Below are 24,945 nucleotides of genomic sequence, written 5' to 3'. Positions count from 1 at the left end.
CTCAGTCCAGGGTGCTCTTCACCTGGTCCAGCGACTTGCTCGGGTCCAGCACGGACCCGAACTTCTTCTGGAGATAGGACTTGGCCTGACCGCGCAGCAGCATGCCGGGGTCCGTGCCCTCGCCCTCGACGGCCTTGTCGGTGATTTTGAAGGACGCGTCCAACTGGATGCCCATCACCTTGCCGACAATCTTGGCGCCCTCGCCCTGCCAGTCCGCCTTCACTCCGTACTTGCCTCCCCAGTACTGAAGAAGCTGCTCCACGCGCTTCTTCACCTCGTCCTTCGGAAGGGAGTGGGGAATATCGAACTTCATCATGCCCATGGCACGGCTCCTGGCGTCGGTGTCCCACCCTTGCGTTTAGTGGCGGTGGGACGAGAAGGGAATTGCCGTGTCACTTTTGGAGGCGCGGATGTCAACAGCCTTGCTCACGGGGCGGGCACTCGCCGGGAGCGCTTGAGCTTCACCGGCGGGTCTCCGGGCTGCCCCCAGCGCTCCATGTACGGCGCCAGGTCGTACTTCTCCGCGGTGCGCGGCGAGCTCATGGGCCGCACCTTCCCCAGCACCTTGCGCTCCTGGAAGGGCCTGTCGTGCAGCCCCAGGACCCACATGAAGTTGGCCACGCTCGCCGGGTCTCTGCCGTCCACCGCGTACTTGTCGTTGAGGTGGGCGATGCGCTGCAGGCCCTCGTCCGGCGTGCGGCTCCACTCCAGGATTTTCTTGCCCCACAGCATGCGCAGGTAGTTGTGGATGCGGCCCCGCTCCACCAGCTCGCGCTGGGCCGCGTTCCACAGGCCGTCCCCGGTGCGCGCGTGCTCCAGTTGCTCCATCGAGTACAGGTGCTCGCGCGGGTCCTTCTGGTGCGTGGACAGCGTCTCGCGCGCCCAGCCGGGCAGCGACTCCACGGAGAGCTGCTTCGCCTCCGGGGTGTGGAAGCAGAAGTTGAAGCCCAGCTCGCGCCGCACCAGCAGCTCCTCCAGGAAGCCGCGCACGTTCGGGTCATCGGTGCCGCGCGCGCGGATGGCGGCGCGGGCCGCCTCGCCCGGGAAGAGGTTGCCCCAGTGGAAGAAGGGAGACAGGCCCGACTGGTGCGAGCGGCCCGGGTCATTGCGCCCGTCGTCGTAGCCCTCCAGCTTCTCGTGCAGGAAGGCGTCGAGCGCCTTGAGGCCCGCCTTGCGCCCGCCGCGCTCCGCCAGCGGCGTCACCGCGTGGTCGATGTGGAAGCTCGCCAGGGACTGCCGGGCCTCGCGCGGGTCGGCCACGTCGAAGTCCGGCGTCAGCTCGCGCCCGGCCGCCGCGGCCTTGACGGGACGCGAGCGCAGGGTGCGTCCCAGGTACTCCGGCCACAGCTTCTGCAGCTTCGGACGCAGGGTGTACGCGCCCGCTTGAAGCGTGGGGATGCGCTGCATGGGCACCACGCAGGATGAATCCACCGCGAACAGCGGCACGTGGAGCGCCTTGGCCGCGCCGCGCAGGTGTCCGGGGATGATGTACGTGGGGAAGTAGTCCGCCACCACGGCGGCGGCGCGCTTGCCCAGCTCCGCCAGGCGCGGGTGGTGCTCACGCGCGTGGCGTGGCAGCTCCACCCAGTACGGCAGCCCGCGCGACGCGAAGGCGGACGTCATGTCCGCCATGCCCTCCATCGCCCACGCGTGGAGCCGGTCCGAGGCATGGGGATAGTCCGGCCGCAGCGCGTGATACACGACGACGGGCAGGTTCAGGTGGTTGCCCAGGGCGATGGCCGTGTCGAGCGCGTGGTTCTCTTCCGCGCGATGGTTCACCATGCACCAGTACAGGACGAAGTCGCGACCGGAGTCAGGGAGGGGGACGTCCTTGATGACCACGAGGCGCGCGGAGTCGACGTCGAGCTCGGACCACGAAAACCCGTTGGGCATGATGCGCACCGATGCCTGAGCGCGTTCCGCGTCGCGAAAGAATTGAAGCAGGCGCGCAAGGAGTGCCGTGCGCGTGACGCTTCGCCCACTCCGGGCGCCTCCGTCGTGGCGAGTGGGCCCGGGTGCATGCAAAAACCACCACGGCGGCGCGGGTTGTGGTCTTGTGGCGCACGGACCCAAGGAGTTGCTTGCGTGTCACCTCTGAGAAACTGGATCTGCCTCCCCGCCGTCCTCGCGCTCGTGCTCGCTTCTCCCGGAGCCGCGCGCGCCCAGACGGGCTCCTCGTATCCGTACACGGAGCCGTCCCAGGCGCAGCCCTCGTACCCCTCACAGGAGGCCGCGCCTTCGCAGCCGACGTCTCCCGCGTATCAGGAGCAGCAGCCCGGCGACTCCCAAGCACAGCCGGGCTACGAACAGCCCGGCTCCGCGCAGCCACAGCAGCAGGCCGCGCCGCCCGTGGATGGCGAGGTCCCCACCCGGGACGCGCCGCTGGCCCAGGAGCCGGACACGTCGCGCACCTCGCCCCTGGCGCCGGTGACGCAGGACGGCCTGCGTCCCACCCTGTCCCCGGCGTCGACGCCCGTGCAGGCCGACTACGTGGACAGCGGCGCCGTGCTGGACGGCCGCCAGCGCCTGGGGCCCTTCCTGTCCGGGCCGGGCAGCTTCAAGTTCATCGCCCACCACACCACGCTCGGCGCGCTGGGTGGCTTCTTCACGCAGGCGTTCGCCAATGACTTCAGCTTCGACCAGAGCTCGCGCGAGGCGATGCTGGCCGGCACGCTGATTGGCGCGGGCCTGGGCTTCGGTGCCTCGGCGTGGTGGCAATTCAACAATTGGGTGGACCGGCCGATGTCGACCTTCGGCATGGGCAACTCCGTGGTGGGCGGCATGTTCATGGCCGGCTTCATGGACCTCTTCACCCAGGACGCGGGCGTGCTGACCTGGTCCGCGTTCCTCGGGGCGGAGCTGGGCGCGTGGCTCACCGCGGGGCTCGGGGGCGGACAGCTGCCGCTGAACGACGGCCTGCTGATGGCCTCCGGCGCGGGCTGGGGCGCGGCCTATGCGGCGCTGCTGATGGCCGTCATCCACTTCTCCGGCACGGACATCTCCTCGAAGACGTGGCGGGACGCGCTGCTCCTGGCTCCCGGCATTGGCGCGGGTGCGCTGGCGCTGGCCACCATGCGGTATGACCCGACGCCCTCGCAGATTCTCCGGGCGGACTTCTTCGGCGCGGGCGTGGGCGCGGCGGTGCTGCTCATCTCCGGCCTGGTGCTGGGCGGGTTCGACCAGTCCACGCCCTACGTGCTGTCCTTCCTCGGCTCGGCGGGCGCCATCACCACCGTGAGCCTGCTGTGGGAGGAGAGCGTGGACCGCTCGTCCCTGAAGCACGCGAAGGACCGGCCTTACCGCAACGTCTGGTGGTAGACGGGCCCCCAGGCGGGCAAGCACGTGCCGTGGCAACGGGGGAGGGCAGACACCACCTTCCGTCGACATGGCGCGCGTCCATCCCTTCACGGCCCTGCTGACCCCGCTGGCTCGGACCCTCGAGCCCAGCGGCTACGTGCCGCGCAGCAACGCGGTGCCCCAGCCTTCCCACGTCCGGCCCCTCCTGGAGGCCGCCAACCCGTCCGCGGAGCTGCGGCGGCAGCGCGACTCCGGCGTCCTGCTGAGGGATGCGCGGCCCGCGCTGTACCTGGTGGAGGTGCACAGCCAGGCGGGCAAGCTGGGCGGCCCCCCGGTGCGCTACCTCCTGTGTGCGCTGCGTCAGGACGCGGGCACTCCGCTGGAGCATGACCCGTATCGCCCCCGCTCCTGGGAGGCCGAGCCCGCCGTCACCCTCACCGCGGATGACCATGGCGTGTTCCGAGGGCTGCTCGCCGAGGCGGCCGAGCGCTCCAGCCTGGTGTGGGAAGGCGACTACGACGGCCGCACGATTGCGCTGCGGCGCATCGAGCCGTCCCCCGTGTCCAAGCGCATCCAGGCCGTGCTGGACGAGGCGCCCATGCGCCCGCTCACCGCGCTGGCCGAGAGCGGGCCGACGCTGGCCGCCGTGGTGCCCCTGTCGGACCCGGGCCTGGAGCTGCTGCCCATCCACCGCGCGCTCAAGGGCGTGGCGACCTTCAAGGAAGAGACGTTCCTCACGCTGGTGACGGCCTACGCGCGCGTGTACGAGCTGGACGAGCCGCTCGACACGCCTCGTGGGCTCGTGGCCGCGCGCGAGCGCCTGGCGACGCTGATTTCAGGCCACCACGCCGTGCTGCTGGTGCTGCCCGGGGGACGGGGGCGCATCCTCCGGTTCCGTCAGGGGTTGGACCTGGCCCACCTGAAGGGCGCGCCGCGCAACCCGACGCTGCGCAGCCTGGACCTGGCGCTGCTCAACGCGTTGGTGCTGAGGACGGTGCTGGGCATCCAGGACCCCGAGGCGGCGGGGCATCCCCACGTCTTCCCGGTGCAGGGGCTGGAGTCGCTGGTGAAGGGCGTGGAGGCGGGGACGTTCCAGGTGGGCTTCGCGCTCAATCCGCCCCCTGTCTGGGAGGTCCGCGCGGTGATGGAGGCGCAGGCCACGTTGCCCTCGGGGACGCTGCGGGTGGACCCGCTGCCGCCCGCCGGCCTCCTGTTCCTCGACACCGACGCGTAGCCGCGCGTGAGGGTGCTGACGCCAGGCTCGTCGGAGGCGCTTCGGGGCTCTCCGCTGGAGCTCCAGGCGGGCCCCGGCGAGACGCTCGACGCCATCTGCGGAGGCGCGGTGCGGGTGCTCCAGCGTCGGCTGGGATATCGCTTCACGTTGGACCCGCTGCTCCTGGCGCACTTCGCGGCGGGGGAGGGCGGCGCGGCGAGAGGCCGGCTGATGGACCTGGGCACGGGCTGCGGCATCATCCCGCTGGTGCTCGCGTGCAGGCTGGGACGCACGGACATCACCGCGCTGGAGCTTCAGCCCGGCCTGTTCTCCCTCGCGCGGCGCAACGTGTTCCTCAACCGCTGCGAGCGGGAGGTGACACTGGTGCAGGGCGACTTGCGCCGGGCTCACGAGCAGTTCCCCGCGGGCAGCTACGCGCAGGTGCTGTGCAATCCGCCGTACCGGGCTCGCGCCACGGGGCGGAGCAGCCTGTCCATGGAGAAGGCGCTCGCCCGGCATGAGCTGGCGTGTGAGCTGAAGGATGTGTCGAGGGCCGCCGCGCACCTGCTGGAGCCTCGGGGAAGGCTGTGCATGGTGTATCCGGCGTCGCGCTTCAGTGAGCTGGTGCTGGCATTGAAAGCCCGGGGCCTGGAGCCGCGCACGGTGCGGTGGATTCATCCGCGCGCGGACCGTCCCGCGAAGCTGGTGCTGCTGCATGCGGTGAAGGGGGGCCGCACCGACCTGGTGGTGCTGCCGCCCCTGGTCGTCCATGCCGATGACGCGCACGCCTTCACGGCGGAGGTGCGGTCGATGGTGGTGTGAGGAGCGCCGCGCCGACAGCGCGCCCAGGAGGACCTCCCTGGACGCGTGCGCGGCGCGGAGTGCCTCAGGACCTCACGGCGCGGACTCGCCCGCCTGGGGCGGAGCGGGCGTCGTGGACGGAGCGGGCTCCGAGGGAGGCGCCTCCGTCCCCGGAATCTGGAGGGTCTGGACCATGAACACCGTGGGGGCCTGGGAGAGCAGCCGCTCCAGGTCCGCCGCGGCCACGGCCGCCATCGGGTGCCCGTGGTGCTCGTAGCAGCGGCGACGGTCATCCAGTTGCTTGCTGTCCCAGACCGACAGCGGCTCGACGGGCGCGAGCACCTCCACGCACAGCCCCATCCAGTCCACCACCTGGGCCATTTCGATACGCGTCTCCTCGCGTGCCACCGTCAGGGACTCCGCCGCGAAGGGCTTGGCGAGCACGTCGATGAGCCGCTTGCCCAGCTTCTTGTCGGCGCGGGCGATGTGGATGAGCTCGGGGAGGATGGAGGAGGTGACTTCCCGTGCCGGCCACGGGTTCTCCCGCAGGGCGATGAACGCGCGCTCGAACAGGGTGGTGGCTTCTTCCAGCCGCTTCTGGCGCAGGTGCAGCAGGCCCTCCAGCATGTCCGCTTCCACGGGCATCGTCGCGCGCATGGGCACGGTGTACTTCAAGGTCTCTTCCTCACCCGCGTTCGCGAACACCCGGGCCACCGCCAGCAACTCGCGAGGGCCCTTGGGCTCGAAGCGCTCGTGCAGCCAGCGCGCGCGGGCGACGGGCGCCTGGTTCCGGTTGTACGCCTCGATGAAGGGGGCGTACTTCCTCACGGCGGGACTGGCGGCCTCCGCGCGGGAGAGGGGCGTGCTGTTCCAGAGGCGGTGCTGCGCCACGCGGTCCCAGTCCACCTCGCCCGCGACTTGCGGCCGGCCCGTGCCCAGGTTGTGCGTCGTCGTCCAGAGGGAGCTCATGGAGAAGCCCGCGTCGCGCCCCAGGCTGCGCGCGAAGGCGAACTCCATGAAGGACACGTCGTCCGTGTTGATGAGGGACTGGCTCTCCTCCGCCACGCGCGTGGTGAAGGCCGGGCTGGCCACGAAGCGCGCGAGCACGCCTTCGACCTCGTCCGTGCGCCAGGTGGCGCGCAGCGCGGTGCGGTAGGGCTCCTCGGCGATGCGGGCGCGCAGCCGCGCGATGTCGTGCACCATCGGCTTGCGAGTCGCCACGAGCAGCAGGTCGCCGGAGTGCACCTGCCACGTCTCCACGGACTCGAACTCCGAGGACAGCGTCGCGTAGGCGCTCTGCACCGTGAGCGAGTCCACCTCGTAGGCCTGCAGCCACTGCACGAAGATGCCGCCTTCGGCCAGGCGCTCCTTCACGGCCTGGTAGAAGTCGCGGGTGAAGAGGCTGGAGATGCCCGCGCGGTACGGGTTGGAGGGCTCCGAGAAGATGATGTCGTAGCGCTGCCGCGTGGTGAGCAGCACCTCGCGCGCGTCGCCGATGAAGTGGTGGACCTTCGGGTTGTCCATCACGTTCGCGTTGACCGCGTGGCAGCGACGGGCGACCTCGAGGATGGCCGGTTCAATCTCCACCGCGTCCACCCGCTCCATGTGGGGGATGGCGCCCAGCCAGCCCGCGGTGCTGCCCGTGCCCAGGCCGATGACGAGCGAGTTCTTCGCGTCCGCGTGCAGCAGCGCGCCGAGCAGGCCGCTCATCACCTGGGTGGGCGCGTCGCCGATGGTGTTGCCGTCCGTCTTGCCGTTGACGACGAAGGAGAGGCCGTTGGTGGAGCTGAGCGCGACGCTGCTCTCCACGCCGTCCTTCTCCCAGACGATGCCGCGAGCCTTGGCGCGCATCCACGCGTCGATGTGATTGATGGTCGGGTTGTTCAAACCCGCGCGGCCCGCGCCGACGCTGCCATGCCGCCACGCCGCGGAAGGACCCTGCGCGGACAACATCACCAGTGCGAGCGCGGCCACGGAGACGGGCAGCCACATGGCCACCCGGAGTCGCTCGACCCGGAAGGAGAGCGCGACGGAGGCGAGGCCCAGCACCGCGAGGATTCCCGCGACGAGCTGCCACGTCACCGGCGCCGTCAGGAGGGGAATCACGCCGAAGCCGCCCGCCAGCGAGCCCACGATGGAGCCCACCGTGTTCCACGCGTAGACCTGGCCCACCTGCTTGCCGACGTCGTGGCTGCCCTTGCCCACGAGCGCCAGGAGCAGCGGGAACTGGATGCCGGAGATGAACGCGGCGGGCAGGATGACCACCGCGGCCACCAGCGCCCAGCCCATCATCATCCCCGCGAAGCCGATGCCGCCCAGCGGGCGCAGCAGCGCGGCGACGACGGCCAGTCTGTCTCCCAGCGCGAAGGGCAGGGCGATGAACAGCGCCTCCGCCGCGCAGGTGAGGGCGAACCCGGCCAGCGTCGCGGGGCGGTGCCGGAAGACGATGGAGTAGGCCGCGCCGCCCAGGCCGATGCCCAACAGCGCCATGGCGAGGATGAGGCCGAAGGTGAACGTCGTCCCGCCGAGAATCGGGCCGAGCATCCGGTACCAGACCAGCTCCATCAGCAGGAAGGCGAAGCCCACCAGCATCGCGGCCACGAGCGCGAACTTGGGCGAGTGGCGCGCGGCGGAGAGGGGAACCGAGAGCGGCGCGGCGGGGCTGGCGGCCACGGGGGCGGCGACCTCGGCGGGCTGGGTCTCCGGCTTGGGCGGCGTCGCGCCCTCGGGCTCCATGGACCGGCTCACGCTGCGCGCGGTGATGGCGACGGCGGCGTTGAGGAGGCAGGCGATCCACAGGGTGGTGCGGTTGCCGTAGACCTCCAGCAGGAAGAAGGTGGAGAGCGTGGCGCCCGTGACGGCGCCGAGCGTGTTCACTCCATAGAGGACGGCGAGGTGGCGGCGGGCCGGGTCGTCATCCGACTGCACCGCGCGCGCGGCGGCCGGGAGGGTGCCGCCCATCAGCACCGTGGGCACCGACAGCACGAGCACGGAGAGGATCATCCGGGCCACCGTGCCACCGGCGATGCCGAGGACGGGGGTGCCACCGACGCCGATGTACACGGCGCGCGCCAGCTCGACGAGGAAGGGGCTCAGGGCCGCGGTGGCGGCGATGAGCAGCTCCAGGTTGGCGTAGAAGTTCAGGGGACGCGGCTGGCGGTCCGCGCGAGCGCCGAGGAGGACACCCCCCAGGCCCAGGCCCGCCATGAAGATGGCCAGGACGGCCGCCGACGCCGCCGTGCTGGCACCGAAGATGAGACGAAACTCCCGCAGCCACACCGTCTGGTAGACAAGGGCACACAGCCCCGAGCCGAACAGCAGCGGGGCCACCCTCGACACACGCGAAATCATCAAGCCGTTCTCTCGTCGGACTGGGCTGCCTCGAGAAGTGGGGCAGGCCGGGCGCGGCGAAGTCTCGCAGAGATCGCCGCGCCTTGGCCACCGAACGTGCCCCCTCGTTCGCTCGGGGGGCATCCGCTCGGAGGCTCCGGGGCCGAGGAGGGCTCGCCGTGGGCCGGCGCCCGTCTACCGCACGGGCACCGGGGCCTGCTCGACCCCCGCTTCCTGGGGCGCTTCCTTGGCGTCGAGGGCGTTCTCGGCGTCTTGTCGATTCTCGCGGCAGATGGCCAGGCGCTCCCGGATGACCTCCAGGGGAACGGCCATCTCCAGCGTGAAGGAGTCACCGTCGGGCTTCACCTTGGCGAAGTCGAGCAACTGGGCCAGGTCCTTGTCCTCGCCGGCCTGGGCCTTGATGCGCGCGAGCGACAGCGCGGCGCCCAGGGACTTGCCCAGGTCCGTCACGTCGTCCGCGCTGGGGCCGCGCACCTCCGCCACCAGCGCCACGTCGGAGCTTGCGTCCAGGTGCAGCTCCACGTTCTTCGCCACGTCGCGCAGTCGCTGGGCCAGCGCGGCCTGCTCCGGCGGAATCAGCCGGGAGAGCATCTCCACCGAGAGCACGCCGTACATCTCTCCATACGTGCTGCTCTCGGAGATGGCCGGGGGCTCGTCCGGCCCGCGTCCCTCCACGCGGTCGATGGCGGCCTTCACCTCGTCCGGCGACTTGCCCACCACGAGCAGCTGGTTGTTCCATGTCGCGATCGCCGAGGTGTCCCGCCGCTTCACGGTGGTGCCATCCGGGCGCGTGACGCTGTTCTCGCCCGCTTCGTACACCCGCGCGCCCTCGCCGTAGTCCGCGGACACGCGCTCGCCCAAAAGCTCCTTGAACCGCGCGTTCTCGAAGTTGCCCGACAGCATCATCCCTTCGTCCGTGATGACCAGCCGGTCCAGGTCCTGGAGCGGGTCCACGCCGCTCTTCTCGCGGAACTCCTTGAGCTGCTTGCCGCCGTCCCGCATCAGGCAGTCCATCAGCAGCCCGCCGATGGGCGAGTGCCTCAGCGCGTTCGCCTCGATGATGACCGCCGTCTTGCCCTCACCGCGAGGCAGCGCGGCGAGGAGCGGGTCTCTGGGACGCGGGCGCTCGGCCACCGTGCCGGAGTCCGCGGACACGGGCGTGGGGAGCACCTGCGTCCTGCGGCGCTCCGCGCGCTCGCGGTCCGGCTGGCGCATCCGCCGGGGGAACTCCACTTCGAGCGGTGGAGGCGCGGGCTCTTCTCCCTGGCCCGCGAACATCAGCACGGCCGCCGCGACGAACAGCAGCGCCGCCATCACCAACCACACCCGCCGCTTCTGGCGCTTCTCCATGTCAGTAATCCTTTCCCTCGAACCGCCAGAACCCCACCACGAGCGCCGCCAGCCCGAACACGAACACCCCCACGAGCAGCGTCCCCAGCGAGCGCACCTCCAGGGGCAGCGACGCGGCCATGTCTCCCGCGGCCTCCGCCAGCGCGGACAGGCGCGGCAGCACCAGCGTCACCGCCTGGAACAGGCTCCGGCTCAAGCCCTCCTCGAAGGCCTTCGCGATGTCCTGCCGGTGTCCGGCGATGATGCCGCCCACGAGCACCGCGAAGCCCGCCGCCGCGCACAAGGCCGCGCTGCGCACCAGCGTCGCCATGGTCAGCATCACCGCATACACCGCGGCGAACCCCACGCACGCCATCAGCCCCGCCACCAGCGGCCCCACCGTCCAGTACCCCGTCTTCACGCCGAAGATGAGCACCAGCCCCGTGGTGCCATACAGCGTCCCGCCCAGGGCCAGCGTCATCACCCCGAGGAACGTCCCCGCCAGCAGGTGCCAGCGTTGAATCGGCAGCGCGAGCAGGTGCTCGATTCGCCCCGGCGACATCAACGACGGCGCGAAGTCCGAGCACGCGACGATTCCAAACAGGATGCCACCGTAGAACACGATGAACGCCGACGCCTGGTACACGGGCCGCAGCGCCACGTCGACGGATTGGATGGTCGCGCGGACCTCCTGGCCGAACAGGCGCGAGGCCGCGAGCGCGCCGTCGATGACGTCGATGCGCATTCCCAGCGCCACCACCGCCAGCACCAGGGTGAGGCCGACCATGAAGGCCATGATGAACTTGCGCGACGCCGCTTCCCGCAGCACGTACCCCGCGATACCGAGCACCGGACTCACGCCGCCACCTCCGCCGCTCGCATCGCCTGCGCGCTCACCGTCCCCAGCAACACCGCCTCCAAATCCATTCCGTCGCGCCGCAGCTCCACCAGCAACGCCCCCGCCGCCCGCGCCCGGTCCAACGCCGCGTTGAGCACCGTCGCGTCCGGTGCCTCGACGTGGAACACGCCGTCCGCACGGGCCGGCACGAAGCCCGCGCTCCCCAGCGCCTCCACGCTCACCCCGGGCGCGAAGCGCGCCACCCACCGCGACTCGCCGCGCACCAGGTCCTCCAGCTTCCCCTCGCGCACCACCCGCCCGTCCGCGAGGATGGCCACCCTGTCACACACCCGCTCCGTCTCCGCCAGCAGGTGCGAGTTCAGGAAGAGCGTGGTGCCTCGCTGGACCTCCTCCTGGAGGATGCGCCGGACCTCCATGCGGCCCATCGGGTCGATTCCGTCCGTGGGCTCGTCCAACACCAACAGGTCCGGCTTCCCGATGAGCGCCGCCGCCAGGCCCAGCCGCTGCCGCATTCCCTTGGAGTACCCACCAATCTTCCGGCCCACGGCGTCCGCGAGGCCCACGCGCTCCAGCAGGCTCAAGTGTCCGGCGGCGTCCGGCGGCAGGCCCTTGAGTCGGCCCACCGTGGCGAGGAACGCGGTGGGCGTCCACGAGCCCGGCAGGTGCAGGCGCTCGGGCAGGTATCCGATGCGCGCGCGGATGCGGGGGTCCTCGGGAGAGCCCCCCAGCACGCGCACGGTGCCCTCCGTCGGCTGGACGATGCCGAGGATGCTCTTGATGAAGGTGGTTTTACCGGCGCCGTTGGGGCCGATGAGCCCGAAGGCGCTTCCTCGGGGAACCGACAGGTCCATGCCCCGGAGGGCGATGTTCCCCGTCTTCCGGAAGGCGCGGTTGTACGTCTTGCGCAGGTTCGTCACTTCGATGGCGGGTGTGCTGGCTGTCACGGTCACCACTGTAGACGAGCGGGTTGGACAGCGATTGCTTCCGCGCGGACGGTCGGAAGGGGCGGCCGAGCGGGCGCACGCCGCGGGTGTTCCGCGACGGTGTTTTCGCGGCCCTGGGAAATGGGTTTCGCACGCCTGCTGTCCCTGCCGCGCCGCGACACCTCGTCGTTTCGCCCCCTTGCGGTGGGGGCTTGGGTGGTCCGTCGCATGCAGTCCCCCGCCGCACACCCCAAGGCAGGAGGAATGATGACGTACGGAGATCGCGTCGAGCAGCAGCGTGAGGAAGCCCGGAGGGAGCTGGCGGCCGCCGAGCAGGGCCTGGCCGCGGGCACCGAAGCGGCGCGGGTGCGCTACGCGCGGGCTCTGCACGAGGCGGACATCGCGGAGGTGCGGGCCCAGCGCCACGCCCGGGAGCGGCTGCGCCATCAGCACAGCTGGCGGCTCGCCGCAGGGTGAGCGGCCGGGCGACCCCACGGAAACGATGAAGGCCGGGCGTCGTCGGTTTATATCGGCGTCCACCATGGCCCATCCCGTCCATCGCCCCCGCCGCCTGCGCCGTTCGCCCGTCCTGCGTGAGATGGTCCGCGAGACGCGCCTGGACCCGGGGGACTTCATCTACCCCCTCTTCGTCGTGGAAGGCCGGGACGTGCGCCGTCCCATCGCCTCCATGCCGGGCATCTTCAACCTGTCGCTGGAGCACGCCGTCGCCGAGGCGCGCCTGGCGAAGTCGCTGGGCGTGCCCTCCGTCATCCTCTTCGGCATCCCCGACCACAAGGACGCCCAGGGCTCCCAGGCCTACGCGCGCGACGGAATCGTCCAGCGCGCCATCCGTGAAATCAAGGCCGCCGAGCCCGACCTCCAGGTCATCGCCGACGTGTGCCTGTGCGAGTTCACCGACCACGGCCACTGCGGCGTGCTGGAGGGCGGCCACGTCGTCAACGACGCCACGCTGCCGCTGCTCGCGCAGATGGCCGTCACCTGCGCCCAGGCCGGCGCTGACATCATCGCGCCCTCGGACATGATGGACGGCCGCGTGGGCGCCATCCGCCGCGCGCTGGACGAGGTGCGCCTGACGGACATCCCCATCCTCTCCTACGCGGCCAAGTACGCCTCCGGCTACTACGGCCCCTTCCGCGAGGCCGCCCAGAGCGCGCCCAAGGCCGGCGACCGCAAGGGCTACCAGATGGACCCGGGCAACGTGCGCGAGGCCCTGCGCGAAGTCGCCCTGGACGTGGAGGAGGGCGCCGACATGCTCATGGTCAAGCCCGCGCTGGCCTACCTGGACGTCATCCGCGCCGTGCGCGAGCGGTTCGATTTGCCGCTGGCCGCCTACAACGTCTCCGGCGAGTACGCGATGCTCAAGGCCGCCGGGCAGAACGGCTGGATTGACTACGAGCGCGTCATGCTGGAGACGCTCACCGGCATCAAACGTGCCGGCGCGGACCTCATCATCACCTACCACGCGCTGGAAGCCGCGAAGCTCCTGTAGGCAACATCCGCCAGCCCCGCGTGCGGGTTGCCGCTTGATCCGCCGCGGGTGTTGCGCCCAAATAGCCCGCGCACGATGCCCACCAAGAAGCGTCCCAGACGCAAGTCGGAGAAGCCCCCGCCCCAACGCCGGCGCGGCAAGGCTCAGCGCCCCGGCACCGGGCGCTCCCCCGTGGTTCGTACCTCCGTATCCTTGCAGTACAAAGTGGTGGAGCTGTCCACGGTGGACGAGGGAGCGCTGGAGCGCACCCTGAACGAGTGGACGGCGAAGGGCTGGAACCTGGACGGCGTGCAGTTCGCGATGCGCGAGTCCTCCAAGCGGCCCGCCATGGCGTTCCTCTTCTTCACGCGTGAAGGTGTGGCCGTCGAGCCGGACGTGGACGCGGCGCGCTCGAAGCTCCTGCGCCTGTCCGAGTCGGGACCGACGGCGGCGGGGAATGACTGGGCGCCCGGCTCGGGTTCCCAGGCACCGTTCCATCCGTTGAGCGCGCATGAGCGGCTGGCGCGGCTGGCGGGACTGGACGAGCCGGAACCCCACGAGGAGGGTCTCACCTTGGAGCCCGAGGAGTGAGCGCGCAACGCGAGCGGCTCTTCATGACCTCCAGCCGGGGTGGGCGCGCGCTGAGGCTGGTGGTGGAGGACTCCGCCCCGGGCTCTCCGTACCCCAAGGCGTCGCTGTGGCTGCGGCTGGGCGCGCGCGTGGTGGACGTGGGCGTGGCGTGGGGCCTGTACGTGGTGTGTGGCGCCGCGGGCGCCGTCGTCGCGCTGCTGTTCCTCTTGCTCGCCGACGGGATGATTCAGGGCCAGAGCGTGGGCAAGCGCATCTTCGGCGTGAAGGTGATGCACCTGCCCACGCGCTCGGCGGCGCGGCACCGCGACAGCACGCTTCGCAACGCGCCGCTGGCGCTCATCGTCCTCCTGGGAATGATGCCGGAGCCGTTGGGTCCGGTGGCGGCGGCGGCGGGGCTCGTGGCGATTGGCGGCATCGAGGCGTGGCGCGTGGTGAGGGATCCGCTCGGCTGGCGGCTCGGTGACACCTGGGCGCAGACGCAAGTGGTGGATGGGAAGGTTGTGGCGGGCGCAACCGTTGCAGCCCGCGACCCCGTGGCGCATCAGCGTGCACCGGGGAGACTCATGTCCGCGGCGAAGGTGCGCCGCGGTCGCTCGCTGAAGAAGAGAAGGGGGCTCCCGTGCGCATCGCGCTGACCCACAACCTGCGGCTGTCTGATTCGGAAGAAGAAGCGGAGTTCGATACCCAGGAGACGGTCAACGCGCTGGCCTCGGCAATCGAGCGGCTGGGGCATCGACTGGAGCGCTTCGAGGTGAGCGGCCCGGCCTCTCGCACCGTGGCGCGGCTGGAGGCCTACAGCCCCGACCTCATCTTCAACACCGCGGAAGGGCGCCGGGGCCGCTTCCGCGAGGCGTTCTATCCCGCGCTCTTCGACGAGCTGGGCTTCCCGTACACGGGCTCGGACGCGTACGCGCTGGCGGTGACGCTGGACAAGCAGCTCACCAAGCTCGTCCTGGCCAAGCAGGGCATCCGCACTCCGGGCTGGCAGTACGTGGAGAAGCTCAGCGAGCTGACGGCGGAGAACCTGCGCTTCCCCGTCATCGTGAAGCCCAACTTCGAGGGCTCCTCCAAGGGCATCACCCAGGACTCCATCGCGGAGACGCTGGACGAGGTGCGCGCCAAGGTGGCCATCGCGCTGGAGAAGTACCCCGCGGGCGTGCTGGTGGAGGAGTACATCTCCGGCCGCGACTTGACGGTGCCCTTCCTGGCGGCGTTGGACAACGACTACGACGGCGTGCTCACGCCGGTGGAGTACGTGGTGGACCCGGCCGTGACGGCGGGCCGCCGGTACGCCATCTACGACTACGAGCTGAAGACGAAGAAGGAGAGCGCCGTCAGCGTGCGCGCCCCCGCCCAGATTCCGCTGCGCACCGCGGAGGACGTCCGGAAGATGGCGCAGAAGATCTACCAGGCGCTCGACTGCCGCGACCTGGGCCGCATCGACTTCCGGCTCAGCGACGCGGGCGTGCCGTACTTCCTGGAGATCAACGCGCTGCCCAGCCTGGAGCCGGGCGCGGGCATCTACGCGTCGGCGGAGCTGGACGGCCTGCACCTGGACGGGGTCATCAACTCCATCATCCAGAGCGCGGCCAAGCGCTACAAAATCAAGGACTCCGCGCGGCGGCAGGGCAAGCCCGCTCGCAAGACGGGGCCCCTGCGCGTGGGCTTCACCTACAACGTCAAGCGCGTGAAGCCCATGGCCAACGCGGAGGCGGTGGAGGACAGCGAGGCGGAGTACGACTCGCCCAACACGCTGCAGGCCATCCGCGAGGCGATTGCGTCCTGGGGCCACGAGGTCATCGACCTGGAGGCCACCGCGGAGCTGCCCACGGTGCTGTCCAGCACGCCGCTCGACATCGTCTTCAACATCGCCGAGGGCTTCAAGGGCCGCAACCGCGAGAGCCAGGTGCCCGCGATGCTGGAGCTCCTGGACATCCCGTACACGGGAAGCGACCCCGCCACGCTCTCCATTGCCTTGGACAAGGCGCTGGCGAAGAAGATTGTCCGCCAGGCCGGCATCCTCACGCCCAACTTCCAGCTGATGGCCACGGGCAAGGAGCGGCTCAACAAGGAGTTCACCACCTTCCCGCTCATCGTGAAGCCGGTGGCGGAGGGCAGCTCCAAGGGTGTCGTCACCAAGAGCGTCTGCCACAGCGAGGCGGAGCTGCGCGAAGTGGTGCGCGAAATCGCCAGCAAGTACCAGCAGCCCGCGCTCATCGAGGAGTACATCGGCGGGCGTGAGTTCACCGTGGGCCTGCTCGGCGAGCGCCGTCCGCGCGTGCTGCCGCCCATGGAGATCGTCTTCCTGGACAAGGGCGAGAAGAACCCCGTCTACAGCTTCCAGCACAAGCTCGATTGGACGGACCGCATCCGCTACGACGCGCCCGCCAAGCTGGAGCCCGCGCTGCTGGAGAAGCTGCGCACGGCGGCGCGAAGCTCGTTCATGGCGCTGGGGTGCCGCGACGTCGCGCGCATCGACTTCCGCATGGACGACAAGGGGCGCATCTACTTCATCGAGTGCAACCCGCTGCCGGGCCTCACGCCGGGCTGGAGCGATTTGGTGCTCATCGCCCAGGGCGCGGGCATGGACTACCGCGCGCTCATCGGCGAAATCATGGCCCCCGCCATCCGCCGCTACAAGGAGCGCGAGGCGCGCCGCGCCGCCACCGAGCACGCCTCCACCGTGTCTCACCACCACCACAAGGGCCCCTCGCTCGACGAGGCCGGCGCGCTCGTCCCGGCGACCGTCACGCCCGCTCCCGCCACCACGGCGGCGCCTGGTGGCAACGGTGGCAACGGCAACGGCACGGGTGGCAACGACGCGTCGGCGCACGGTGACGTGCCCCCGCGCATCGAAGCCAAGGCCTGACGACAAGCCCCGACGCTCGGGGCCTTGCTCCTTCACACGCGGCCCGCTCCCGTTCTCACGTGGAGCGAGGCCGCGTTCTCATTCGCGAGCCTGAAGATATTACGCGTTCGGAGTGGTTGACGGTGGGTGATGGTCCGCTAGTGTGCCCGGCATGGTGCACATCCCCGAGTACAAGGGACCGCGGGTTCGCGCTCGCGAGCTGGGTCTTCCGCTGGGCCGCTTCAAGCCCGGGAAATACAACGCCATCACCGACGTGGAGGGCGTGCTCGTAGGCCACTGCACGCTCATCCAGGGCGACGGCCCGCTGAGACCGGGCCACGGCCCGGTGCGCACGGGCGTGACGGCCATCATGCCCAACAAGGGCAACATCTTCATGGAGCGGATGACGGGCGGAGGCTTCGTGCTCAACGGCGCGGGCGAGGTCTCCGGCATGACGCAGCTCATGGAGTGGGGCCTCATCGAGACGCCCATTCTTCTCACCAACACCATGGCGGTGGGCGCGGTGTCGGACGGCGTGGCGCGCCACCTCGTCGAGCGCTACCCGGGCATCGGCGACGAGCATGACGTCATCATCCCTGTCGTCGGCGAGTGCGACGACTCCTGGCTCAACGACATCTCCGGCCGGCACGTGCGCGAGGAGCACGTCTTCGAGGCCATCCGCAACGCCGCCTCCGGCCCGGTGGCCGAGGGCAACGTGGGCGGCGGCACCGGCATGGTGACGTGCGACTTCAAGGGCGGCATTGGCACGTCCTCGCGCAAGCTGCCGGAAGTCCTGGGCGGCTACACGCTGGGCGTGCTGGTGATGTCCAACTTCGGGAAGATGCACAACCTTCGCGTGGGCGGCCTGCCCGTGGGCGAGGTGCTGGCGGAGAAGTTCAAGGGCGCGCCCACCCGGGGCAAGACGTACGGCTCCATCATCGCGGTGGTGGCCACGGACGCGCCGCTGCTCAGTCATCAAATCAACCGCCTGTGCAAGCGGGTGGGGCTGGGCATTGGCCGGGTGGGCAGCTACGCGGCGCACGGCTCGGGGGAGATTGTCGTCGGCTTCTCCACCGCGAACATCATCCCGCGGCGCACGCAGAAGATGGTCTACAAGCTCAAGCTCCTGTTGGATCAGCGGTTGGATCCGCTCTACGAGGCGGTGATGGAGGCCACCGAGGAGGCCATCCTCAACGCCATCTGCATGGCCACGTCCATGACAGGGGCCAACGGGAACCACTGCCCGGCGCTCCCCCTGGACGAGGTCCGCCGCTTCGTGGACGCCTGCAAGCCCATCTTCGCCTCGGTGAAGAAGCGGCCCCAGCAGAGCAGCGCCCCCGCCTCCCGGGAGCGGCCCACCGACGAGGACCGGGAGGGGGAGGTGACGGTGTCCACCGCCAGACCCACCCAGGTCCGGGGGGCGGAGGGGATTCCCTTCCCGACGCGGCCCGCCCCGGACGTGGAACCCGGGGGGGGGCCTGGGGCCGAGCAGGCCCCTTCAGGCCCTTCTGAGGGTTCCTCTTCCGGCAGCCCCTCGGGTTCTGATAGTTAAGCGCCTCTTTTCACGTCTCCATACCGGAGCACAGGAGTCAACGATGGCCCGCAGCAAGAGCAAGCACCGCCGCGTGCAGATGAAGATCAAGCAGGCCTGGAAGAAGCGGGCCAAGAAGAACAAGGCCGAAGCGAAGGCCGCCGAGAGCAAGAAGAAGTAGTCCCGTCGCCTCCGTTGGCGGCCCGTGGCGCTATTCCCGGGTCGCCGAAAACGGAGTGATGAGGCTGCACCGCTGGGGCGCCGTTCCGCTCGGGCGAGAGTAGTTGCCGGTATACGTCCCATCGAGTCGCGCCGTGCCGCCGTCCCCCTCGAAGGACGTGTAGCGACCGGCGAGGCTCAGGGTGTCCATCCTCCCGCCATCCATGGCTCCGCCCAGTGAGCCGGCGAGGGTGAACGAGCCCTCCGCGGACACGTTCCCCAGCAGCCCCACGCCCTCCAGATTGCCGATGAGGCGGTCTCCGGAGCGGGTGATGTCCAGCGGCCTGCCCCGGGGCAGCTCCACGCCCAGCAGGATGCAGTCGGCCGGGACGCCGCCGTCGCCGAAGTTCATCCGGTAGCGGCCTTCCAGGGGCGGACAATCGGTGCAGGGCGAGGCGCCATCTCCACAGCCCGGGGCGCCCAGTCCCAGGGCGAGGGCCAGCGCGGCGACGCCGGTGAGAGTCAAACGTCCAGTATTCAGAGCGGGTGTTTTCATGTGGGGGGTGTCGGACTTCCCGGCGGGAAGCGCGATTCCTAGGTTGGGGGTGGGCAGTGGGCTCGTCGGGCGGGGTGGGGTGGGGCGGTGGCTGATTCGCGGCGGTGGTCGAACTACGTGTTCGCGGCGCTGTTTGCGCTCGCGCTGATTCTTTTCTCCAGGATTCTGTTGCCGTTCTTGATGCCCGTGTTGTTGGGCGGCTTCCTGGTGGTCCTGTTCATGCCGGTCCAGGACTACCTGTGCCAGAAGCTGCGGGGCCGCAAGCCCCTCTGCGCCGGGTTGTCCACCCTCACGGTGTTCTTCCTCATCCTCGCGCCGCTGGCGCTGGTGGGGTGGATGGTGGCGCGCGAGGTGTTCCAGTTCGTGGGGCAGGCGCAGGACCTGCTGGAGCGGGTGGACCTGCGTCACCAGTTCGCGTCCAGTCTGCCCCGGGGCCTGAGCCGCTACATCCGCCTGGACTTGGAGAGCGCGGAGACGGAGCGCTCGCTGATGGCGGCGGTGACGGGCGGCGCGGCGCTGCTGAAGGACCTGGTGGGCGCGGGCACGGAGCTGGTCATCAACATGTTCCTGATGACGGTGGCCATGTACTACTTCTTCCTGGATGGTCGCCGGCTGGTGGCGGAAGTCACGCGGTTGATTCCGTTGGATCGCCGCTACTTCGAGGCCTTCTCGCGCGAGTTCACCGACGTCGCCTACGCGATTGTCTACGGCAACACCATCACCGCCATCGTCCAGGGCGCGGTGGGCTTCGTGGGCCTGCTCATCGCCGGGGTGCCGCACGCCGGGGTATGGGGCGCGGCCATGGTGTTGGTGGCGCTGGTGCCGGTGGGCGGTACGGCGCTGGTGTGGGGTCCCATCGGCGCGGTGCTCATCGCGGTGGGCCAGGTGAGCGAGGGCGTCTTCCTGCTGGCCTGGGGAGCGTTCCTCGTGGGGAGCATCGACAACGTCATCCGTCCCCGGCTGTGTGGCTCGCGCATGGCCCTGCACCCGCTGCTCGTCTTCCTGTCGATGTTCGGCGGGCTGGCGGTGTTCGGGATGATGGGCCTCTTGGTGGGGCCGCTCATCGCCTCCATCTTCATGGCGATGGTGCGCATCTACCGGCGAGACTTCCTGGGCATCGGCCGCGCGCAGTACGTCGCGGAGGTGGACCGCTCGGAGGAGGAGCGTGGGATGGACTCGGAGTCGTCCCCCGTGCCTGGCCAGACGGTGGTGGGGGCTCCGGCGCACCTCAACGCCTGACCGGACAGCCGGGCAAGCCTGGACTTCGCATGCGGGGTGGGTGAACCTTCCACTCCTGAATGATGAACACCCAACACGCGATGGTTCGCTGGGGCCTGGTGCTCTTCGTGGCGGTGGCGCTGGCCTCTCCGGATGCGCTGGCGCAGGTCGTCAAGAGGAAGCGCGCGGCCCCGGCCCAGGTGGTGGCGCCCAAGGCGAAGCCCAAGGCCAAGGCCGTCAAGACTCGGAAGGCGGCCGCGCCCAAGGGGGCGACTTCCCCCAAGGGGGCAACTCCCAAGGAGGAGCCCAAGCGCCTCGTCGTGCTGACGCTGGAGGGTGATCGCGGCGGGAAGGTGCGCGGACAGCTCGAGTCCGCCTTGCGCCGTTCGAAGCAGGTGAAGGTCCAATCGCTCAAGCAGTACGCGACGCTGGCGAAGAAGGACGGGCTGAAGGGCGCCGCCCTCTTCACGGACCAGGGTCTGGCCGCCGTGGCGCCGAGGATGAAGCTGGACGCGGCCGTCACCGGCACGGTGGGTCCGTCGGGCCTGACGGTGCGCGTGCTGGACGCGAGCGGCGCCGTGCTGGGTGAGCAGGACGTGAAGCTGACGAAGGGCAAGCTGTCCTCGGCCGATGCGAAGGGCGCGGTGCTCGCCGTCGTCGAGTCGCTGTCGGCTCCGACGCGCGCCTTCGAGCCTCCCGCGGGCGTCACGCCCACCGAGCCGATGAAGCCCGCGGAGCCGGTGGCACCTCCGCCCGTCGTCGCCGAGGCCCCGCCGCCGAAGCCGCCCGCGAAGGTCGAGGAAGCTCCGATGGAGGCCCCCAGGCCGGTGGAGCCCGCGCCCGTGGCGGAGCGGCCCATCGAGTCGCCGAAGCCGCTTCCCCCCGCGAAGGTGCCCGAGACGAAGACGCCGGAGGCCCTGGCCATCGCCCCGCAGCCGACGGACGGGCCGCCTCCCATGGAGGAGGACCCCGAGTCCCACACCTCCACGGATCCGTTCCTGGAGGTGGCGCTGGATACGGGCTCGGGTGGCACCGTGGGCAAGGAGCCCGTGCGTCCGCCGCTGGCCCGGCTCACGTTGGGCGGCACGACGACGTGGCGCAAGTACTGCGCGCGCCCGGGCGTGAAGTCGTGTGACGAGTTTGATCGCAAGAGCGAGGACGAGCAGCTCGGAGATCGCTCAGACTACGAGTCATCGGTGCCGTACCTGGGCATCTCCGCGGAGCTGGAGCTGCTGCCGCTGGCGCGACACACCTCTCCGCTGCGAGGCCTGGGTGCGGTGCTGGGCTATCGGCGCGGGTATGCGTCCACGAACGTGACGCTGTTCAACGACGCGGGGCAGTCCGTCACGCGCGAAGTCGTGGCCACCGACTCGGTGCTCACCGCGCAGGCGATGTACCGCTACTACTTCGGCCTGGGCTCGGCACATGAGCAGCTCGGCTACGCGGGCGCGCGCGCGGGCCTGCTGACGCGCTCCTTCGACGTGGACGAGTCCGCCGCCAGCCCGCTCTCCGGCACGCACCGCCTGTACCCCGCCGTGGGCCTGGAGGTGTCGGTGCCGCTGATTCGTCAGGTGCGCCTGGAGGCCGCGGGACAGCTCTTCATCAGCCCGAAGCCGGGGCAGGGCTTCGACGACGAGGGCGGCGCGTTGGATTTGGAAGTGAGTGACTACGGTACCTCGGTGTCGACGTTCGGCTGGGAGGCGGAGCTGGGCGTGGCCGGCGAGCTGTGGGGCCCGTTCGGCTACCAGGTGCGCTTCAAGGTGTCGCGCTACAAGGACACCTTCAGCGGCCTCGGCACGCGGACGGGCTGGGACAACGGAGGCGTGGCCGAGGACACGTACTCCAGCATCCACTGGGGCCTCACCGCGTCGTACTGACGCGGCGGGCTTCAAGGCGCGAGGGCGGAAGTTCTCGCGCCGCTTCCCAGATGGGACGCAGCGCCTGGGCGACGGCCGTCACCACGTCGGCGAGCTGCTCGGGGCGCCCCTCCGGCTCACTGGCCCGGTAGCGTGCCCACTTCTCCAGGCTCCACGGGCTGCGGCCGAACTCGCCACCGATGAGCCGCTCCATCACCTCCAGCGAGTCTCCGCGCGCGGCGAAGGCGAGCCGCAGCGCGTGAGGCAGCAGCTCCGCCTCCAGCGGCGCGTACCGCGTGAGGAGGTACGTGTCGAAGAGGTCCTTCGGGCGGAACCGGCCCTTGCCGCGCTCGAAGAGGCCGTGCACCTTCCACGCGAGCAGCGTCTCCGGACGACAGGCGAGGACGCGCGCGGGCGCGGCGTCGGAGGACTCGTAGTCAATCCACGAGGGCGGAGGGTCCATCGGGTCGCCGAAGCCCAGGTCGATGCGCAGCTCGAAGGCCGACTCCACCCCGGGCAGCCGCGTCTCCACGTGGATGCGCACGCCGGGAAACTCCGTCTCCTCCCAGATGACCTCGGAGCGCAGGGCGCCGAAGGTGAAGCCATCTCCCGCGTCGTCGCGCAGCAGTCGCTCCATCCGGTCGACGCTCGCGTGCTTGTCGAAGGGGAAGCTCGCGAGGAAGTCCAGGTCCTCGACGGGACGAGGCACCGGGCCGCTCCACCGGCGCATCATCAGCCCGCCCCGGAGGATGAGCGTGGAGACCTCTGGTGAGCGCGCGAGGCGGCGCAGGACGGCGACGCTCGCGCGCAGGGGCAGCGAGTGCGCACTCACGGCGAGGTCTCCAGCGAGCCCCGGTCCAGCCCGAGGTTGGAGCACAGGACGGCGATGCCCGCGCGCAGGGAGAGTGAATGCGCGCTCACGGCGAGGCCTCCAGCCAGCCCCTGTCCAGCCCGAGGTTGGAGTCGTAGACGGTGAACTCCCGCAGTCGCTGCGTCAGCGTCAGGCCCAGCCCGGACAGGTCCTCCAGCAGCGCGTTGAAGCGCGCATCCGCGTTCGCCTTGCCCAGGTGATAGACGCGCAGCGTGACGAAGCGCTCGCTGGCGCCGTCCTCGCGAATCTTCCGCGCGTTGCGAGACAGGTGGGCGCCATGCCGCGTGCAGCGGGCTTGTAGGGCATCCAGGCCCTCGCCGCTGGTGGGAATCAATGCCTTCACATGGAACTCGAAGTAGTTGGCGGGCTGGGCGCACGCTGTCTCGTCGTCCTCGGGCATGTCGCGGTTCTTCCCGAGCGCCTCCAGCTTCATGCGCGTCACGTCGAAGCCCTGGCTCGCGAGCGCGCGCGCCATGCCCCTCACTTCCTCCAGGGCCTGTCGGAGCGTGCCGTGGTGGTAGGAGGCCGTCATGGGCTGGAAGGGCTCGGCACCCCGGCCCAGCTCGATGAAGATGCACTTCGCCGAGGCCGCGTCGCAGAACGCGCGGAAGCGCTGGAGGTCCTCCTCGGTGCGGGCGGAGACGGTGAGGTGGGCCTCGTAGGCGCCACCGGGAGACGCGACGCGCAGTCGGTCCGCCAGCTCCAGGTAGGGACGGTGCCGCATGTTGAGGAAGAACTTGTTGCGGGCCATCTCCCCAAGCGTGCGCTGGTAGCCGTCCGGTAGCCACGCGCCGTCCCAGCCATAGCCACCGTCGCCCCGGGGCTCGGTGAGCAGCATGCCTTCGATGGAGTCCTCGAAGAGGGCGACGCGGTCCGGGTGCCCATCCTCGGAGAAGGCCACGGCCACGCGGGTGCGGCCCCGACGGCCGCCGTTCTTCGCGAGGAAGGCGCGCTCACCGAGCCCCAGCAGCTCCTTCTTGAAGCGGGCACCGGTGAAGGCCTCGCCGTCGTCCAGCTCCAGCGCGGTGGTCTCCACGAAGCACGGCACGCCAAGCTGCGCGTGGGCGGCCAGCACCTTGCGCTTCGCGATGGTGGCGAGGTCCAGCGGCGCGGAAGTCCCATCCTCCGCCGCGGTGAGCCCAGGCAGGGCCCGCTTCTGCCAGATGATGTCGAGGCCCGCGAGCAGCCGGGAGACCTCGTCGGCCTTGTGTTGGTTGCCGGTAACGAAGATGGCCCGAGTCACGGGAGCACGTCCTTGGGTGGGCGCGCCGAGGGGCGCCAGTTCCAGATGGCGGGCCGCCCCGTATTCTCTGGCAGGAGGCTCCCGTCCACCTTGTCGCGACGGACATACTTGGTCAGCAGCTCCACCCTGACACCCTCGCCGTCCTGGCGCTCGAGTCGCCACACCGCCCCTTCGACGGAGTCCAGCGCGTGGTGGAACCCGCCTGCTGGCAGGCGTGCCATGGCGGTGTCGATGTCCAGCGCTCCGCCCTTGTGGATGACGCCCGGGGTGATGAACCCGCCTGCCTGGACGCGGGAGGTGAGCTGGGCCCAGGGCAGGCGCGTGCCCTGGTGCATCAGGTCGAAGGCGACGAAGGGCTCATGGGTCAGCGCATAGCGGGTGCCGTGCGCGAGCGCGAGCCACTCTCCCACCAGCCACTCGCCAGGTTGGAGCACGGCAAGGAAGCGCTCCGTGTGGGTGGCGACCCAGGCGGACCAGAGCTGGCGGGCTTCATTGGGAGAGTGGGCGGCGAGCCGGCCCTCGCGGCCCAGGGCGACGATATCGTCTCCCAGCCGAGCGGCGGCGACACAGGAGCCGTCCAGCTTCTCCAGGACGACGACGTGGTCTTTCTCGTCGCGAAGACGCTCGGTGCAGATGCGCGCCAGCGCCAACGACAGGTGCTTGTCCGCGGGCCCCGTGCGGGAGCCGGGCAGGTGCGGAATCGAACCGTAGGCCTTGCGACCCAGGGGGCGCGGAGTGTCGTCCAGGGAGGTCACCACCGCTGGACTATGCCCGCTGCTTCAGACGAATGCTGGCGCGTCGCCGCGAGTA

General features: G+C 70.3%; 22 protein-coding genes. 12 read left to right on the top strand and 10 right to left on the bottom strand.

Annotated elements, in window-relative coordinates:
• Window position 1: 1 nt before the first annotated feature.
• Both LZ199_RS14640 and LZ199_RS14635 read right to left on the bottom strand, forming a co-directional pair.
• The gene (locus LZ199_RS14640; RefSeq protein ID WP_163864626.1) at window positions 2-322 is read right to left on the bottom strand and encodes a polyhydroxyalkanoic acid system family protein; all 321 of its coding nucleotides are present in this window, start codon (window positions 320-322) and stop codon (window positions 2-4) included.
• Between the two features lie 104 nt (window positions 323-426).
• On the bottom strand, window positions 427-1,893 hold the full coding sequence (locus LZ199_RS14635) for a deoxyribodipyrimidine photo-lyase (RefSeq protein ID WP_253994299.1): 1,467 nt from the start codon (window positions 1,891-1,893) through the stop codon (window positions 427-429).
• A 192-nt stretch (window positions 1,894-2,085) separates the two neighbouring features.
• On the opposite strand from LZ199_RS14635, the gene LZ199_RS14630 reads away from it, so the two are divergent.
• From LZ199_RS14630 to LZ199_RS14620, 3 genes are all read left to right on the top strand, one after another.
• The gene (locus LZ199_RS14630) at window positions 2,086-3,318 is read left to right on the top strand and encodes a hypothetical protein (RefSeq protein WP_253994298.1); all 1,233 of its coding nucleotides are present in this window, start codon (window positions 2,086-2,088) and stop codon (window positions 3,316-3,318) included.
• Between the two features lie 67 nt (window positions 3,319-3,385).
• On the top strand, window positions 3,386-4,531 hold the full coding sequence (locus LZ199_RS14625; protein ID WP_253994297.1) for a DUF1015 family protein: 1,146 nt from the start codon (window positions 3,386-3,388) through the stop codon (window positions 4,529-4,531).
• Window positions 4,532-4,537: 6 nt separating this feature from the next.
• Window positions 4,538-5,332 (top strand): tRNA1(Val) (adenine(37)-N6)-methyltransferase, encoded by a 795-nt coding sequence (locus LZ199_RS14620; protein WP_253994296.1) that lies wholly within the window; start codon window positions 4,538-4,540, stop codon window positions 5,330-5,332.
• Window positions 5,333-5,404: 72 nt separating this feature from the next.
• Here the strand turns inward: LZ199_RS14620 and LZ199_RS14615 are convergent, their stop codons facing one another.
• The 4 genes from LZ199_RS14615 to LZ199_RS14600 form a co-directional block, all read right to left on the bottom strand.
• On the bottom strand, window positions 5,405-8,662 hold the full coding sequence (locus LZ199_RS14615) for a fused MFS/spermidine synthase (protein WP_253994295.1): 3,258 nt from the start codon (window positions 8,660-8,662) through the stop codon (window positions 5,405-5,407).
• A gap of 174 nt (window positions 8,663-8,836) precedes the next feature.
• A complete protein-coding gene (locus tag LZ199_RS14610; RefSeq protein ID WP_253994294.1) occupies window positions 8,837-10,012 on the bottom strand; it encodes a hypothetical protein in 1,176 nt (391 codons plus the stop codon).
• A gap of 1 nt (window position 10,013) precedes the next feature.
• Window positions 10,014-10,850, bottom strand: a complete 837-nt coding sequence (locus tag LZ199_RS14605; RefSeq protein WP_253994293.1) for a hypothetical protein — start codon at window positions 10,848-10,850, stop codon at window positions 10,014-10,016.
• Window positions 10,847-11,800, bottom strand: coding sequence for an ABC transporter ATP-binding protein (locus tag LZ199_RS14600; RefSeq protein ID WP_253994292.1), 954 nt, complete (start codon window positions 11,798-11,800; stop codon window positions 10,847-10,849). The genes LZ199_RS14605 and LZ199_RS14600 overlap by 4 nt, the downstream gene beginning before the upstream one ends.
• Window positions 11,801-12,040: 240 nt before the next feature.
• Here LZ199_RS14600 and LZ199_RS14595 point away from each other — a divergent pair, with 240 nt between their 5' ends.
• The 7 genes from LZ199_RS14595 (at window position 12,041) to LZ199_RS14565 (ending at window position 18,413) form a co-directional block, all read left to right on the top strand.
• Window positions 12,041-12,250: a hypothetical protein gene (locus LZ199_RS14595; RefSeq protein ID WP_163864757.1), complete on the top strand. Its 210-nt coding sequence runs from the start codon at window positions 12,041-12,043 to the stop codon at window positions 12,248-12,250.
• Window positions 12,251-12,314: 64 nt separating this feature from the next.
• A complete protein-coding gene (gene hemB / locus LZ199_RS14590; RefSeq protein ID WP_253994291.1) occupies window positions 12,315-13,283 on the top strand; it encodes a porphobilinogen synthase in 969 nt (322 codons plus the stop codon).
• A 192-nt stretch (window positions 13,284-13,475) separates the two neighbouring features.
• On the top strand, window positions 13,476-13,853 hold the full coding sequence (locus LZ199_RS14585; protein ID WP_253994290.1) for a hypothetical protein: 378 nt from the start codon (window positions 13,476-13,478) through the stop codon (window positions 13,851-13,853).
• 23 nt (window positions 13,854-13,876) lie between these two features.
• Entirely contained in the window at window positions 13,877-14,488 is a 612-nt protein-coding gene (locus LZ199_RS14580) for an RDD family protein (protein ID WP_256569128.1), read from the top strand.
• Window positions 14,473-16,722, top strand: a complete 2,250-nt coding sequence (locus tag LZ199_RS14575; protein ID WP_253994288.1) for a D-alanine--D-alanine ligase family protein — start codon at window positions 14,473-14,475, stop codon at window positions 16,720-16,722. The genes LZ199_RS14580 and LZ199_RS14575 overlap by 16 nt, the downstream gene beginning before the upstream one ends.
• A 151-nt stretch (window positions 16,723-16,873) precedes the next feature.
• Window positions 16,874-18,253, top strand: coding sequence for a DmpA family aminopeptidase (locus LZ199_RS14570; RefSeq protein WP_253994287.1), 1,380 nt, complete (start codon window positions 16,874-16,876; stop codon window positions 18,251-18,253).
• Between the two features lie 43 nt (window positions 18,254-18,296).
• Window positions 18,297-18,413, top strand: a complete 117-nt coding sequence (locus tag LZ199_RS14565; RefSeq protein ID WP_141649535.1) for an aminopeptidase — start codon at window positions 18,297-18,299, stop codon at window positions 18,411-18,413.
• Between the two features lie 30 nt (window positions 18,414-18,443).
• Here the strand turns inward: LZ199_RS14565 and LZ199_RS14560 are convergent, their stop codons facing one another.
• Entirely contained in the window at window positions 18,444-18,917 is a 474-nt protein-coding gene (locus LZ199_RS14560) for a hypothetical protein (protein ID WP_253994286.1), read from the bottom strand.
• Between the two features lie 117 nt (window positions 18,918-19,034).
• Between LZ199_RS14560 and LZ199_RS14555 the strand changes: the two genes are divergently transcribed.
• Entirely contained in the window at window positions 19,035-20,186 is a 1,152-nt protein-coding gene (locus tag LZ199_RS14555; RefSeq protein WP_253994285.1) for an AI-2E family transporter, read from the top strand.
• A 59-nt stretch (window positions 20,187-20,245) separates the two neighbouring features.
• Window positions 20,246-22,042, top strand: coding sequence for a hypothetical protein (locus tag LZ199_RS14550; RefSeq protein ID WP_253994572.1), 1,797 nt, complete (start codon window positions 20,246-20,248; stop codon window positions 22,040-22,042).
• Here the strand turns inward: LZ199_RS14550 and LZ199_RS14545 are convergent.
• The 3 genes from LZ199_RS14545 to LZ199_RS14535 form a co-directional block, all read right to left on the bottom strand.
• A complete protein-coding gene (locus LZ199_RS14545) occupies window positions 22,026-22,853 on the bottom strand; it encodes a nucleotidyl transferase AbiEii/AbiGii toxin family protein (RefSeq protein WP_253994284.1) in 828 nt (275 codons plus the stop codon). The genes LZ199_RS14550 and LZ199_RS14545 overlap by 17 nt on opposite strands.
• A gap of 85 nt (window positions 22,854-22,938) precedes the next feature.
• Complete coding sequence (locus LZ199_RS14540) at window positions 22,939-24,135, bottom strand: non-canonical purine NTP pyrophosphatase (RefSeq protein ID WP_253994283.1); 1,197 nt, start codon at window positions 24,133-24,135, stop codon at window positions 22,939-22,941.
• A complete protein-coding gene (locus tag LZ199_RS14535) occupies window positions 24,132-24,893 on the bottom strand; it encodes an RNA ligase family protein (RefSeq protein WP_253994282.1) in 762 nt (253 codons plus the stop codon). The genes LZ199_RS14540 and LZ199_RS14535 overlap by 4 nt, the downstream gene beginning before the upstream one ends.
• Window positions 24,894-24,945: the final 52 nt, after the last annotated feature.

This window comes from Myxococcus qinghaiensis (assembly GCF_024198215.1).
GTDB classification, from domain to species: Bacteria; Myxococcota; Myxococcia; order Myxococcales; family Myxococcaceae; genus Myxococcus; species Myxococcus qinghaiensis.
Note: the sequence above shows the minus strand (reverse complement) of the source record. Positions and strands in the feature narration are given on the sequence as shown.

Coding starts and splice junctions, on each gene's coding strand:
- LZ199_RS14550 (WP_253994572.1), top strand. CDS start 20,246: ATGATGAACACCCAACACGCGATGGTTCGCTGGGGCCTGGTGCTCTTC.
- hemB (WP_253994291.1), top strand. CDS start 12,315: ATGGCCCATCCCGTCCATCGCCCCCGCCGCCTGCGCCGTTCGCCCGTC.
- LZ199_RS14595 (WP_163864757.1), top strand. CDS start 12,041: ATGACGTACGGAGATCGCGTCGAGCAGCAGCGTGAGGAAGCCCGGAGG.
- LZ199_RS14565 (WP_141649535.1), top strand. CDS start 18,297: ATGGCCCGCAGCAAGAGCAAGCACCGCCGCGTGCAGATGAAGATCAAG.
- LZ199_RS14640 (WP_163864626.1), bottom strand. CDS start 322: ATGGGCATGATGAAGTTCGATATTCCCCACTCCCTTCCGAAGGACGAG.
- LZ199_RS14610 (WP_253994294.1), bottom strand. CDS start 10,012: ATGGAGAAGCGCCAGAAGCGGCGGGTGTGGTTGGTGATGGCGGCGCTG.
- LZ199_RS14580 (WP_256569128.1), top strand. CDS start 13,877: ATGACCTCCAGCCGGGGTGGGCGCGCGCTGAGGCTGGTGGTGGAGGAC.
- LZ199_RS14615 (WP_253994295.1), bottom strand. CDS start 8,662: ATGATTTCGCGTGTGTCGAGGGTGGCCCCGCTGCTGTTCGGCTCGGGG.
- LZ199_RS14635 (WP_253994299.1), bottom strand. CDS start 1,893: ATGCCCAACGGGTTTTCGTGGTCCGAGCTCGACGTCGACTCCGCGCGC.
- LZ199_RS14570 (WP_253994287.1), top strand. CDS start 16,874: ATGGTGCACATCCCCGAGTACAAGGGACCGCGGGTTCGCGCTCGCGAG.
- LZ199_RS14625 (WP_253994297.1), top strand. CDS start 3,386: ATGGCGCGCGTCCATCCCTTCACGGCCCTGCTGACCCCGCTGGCTCGG.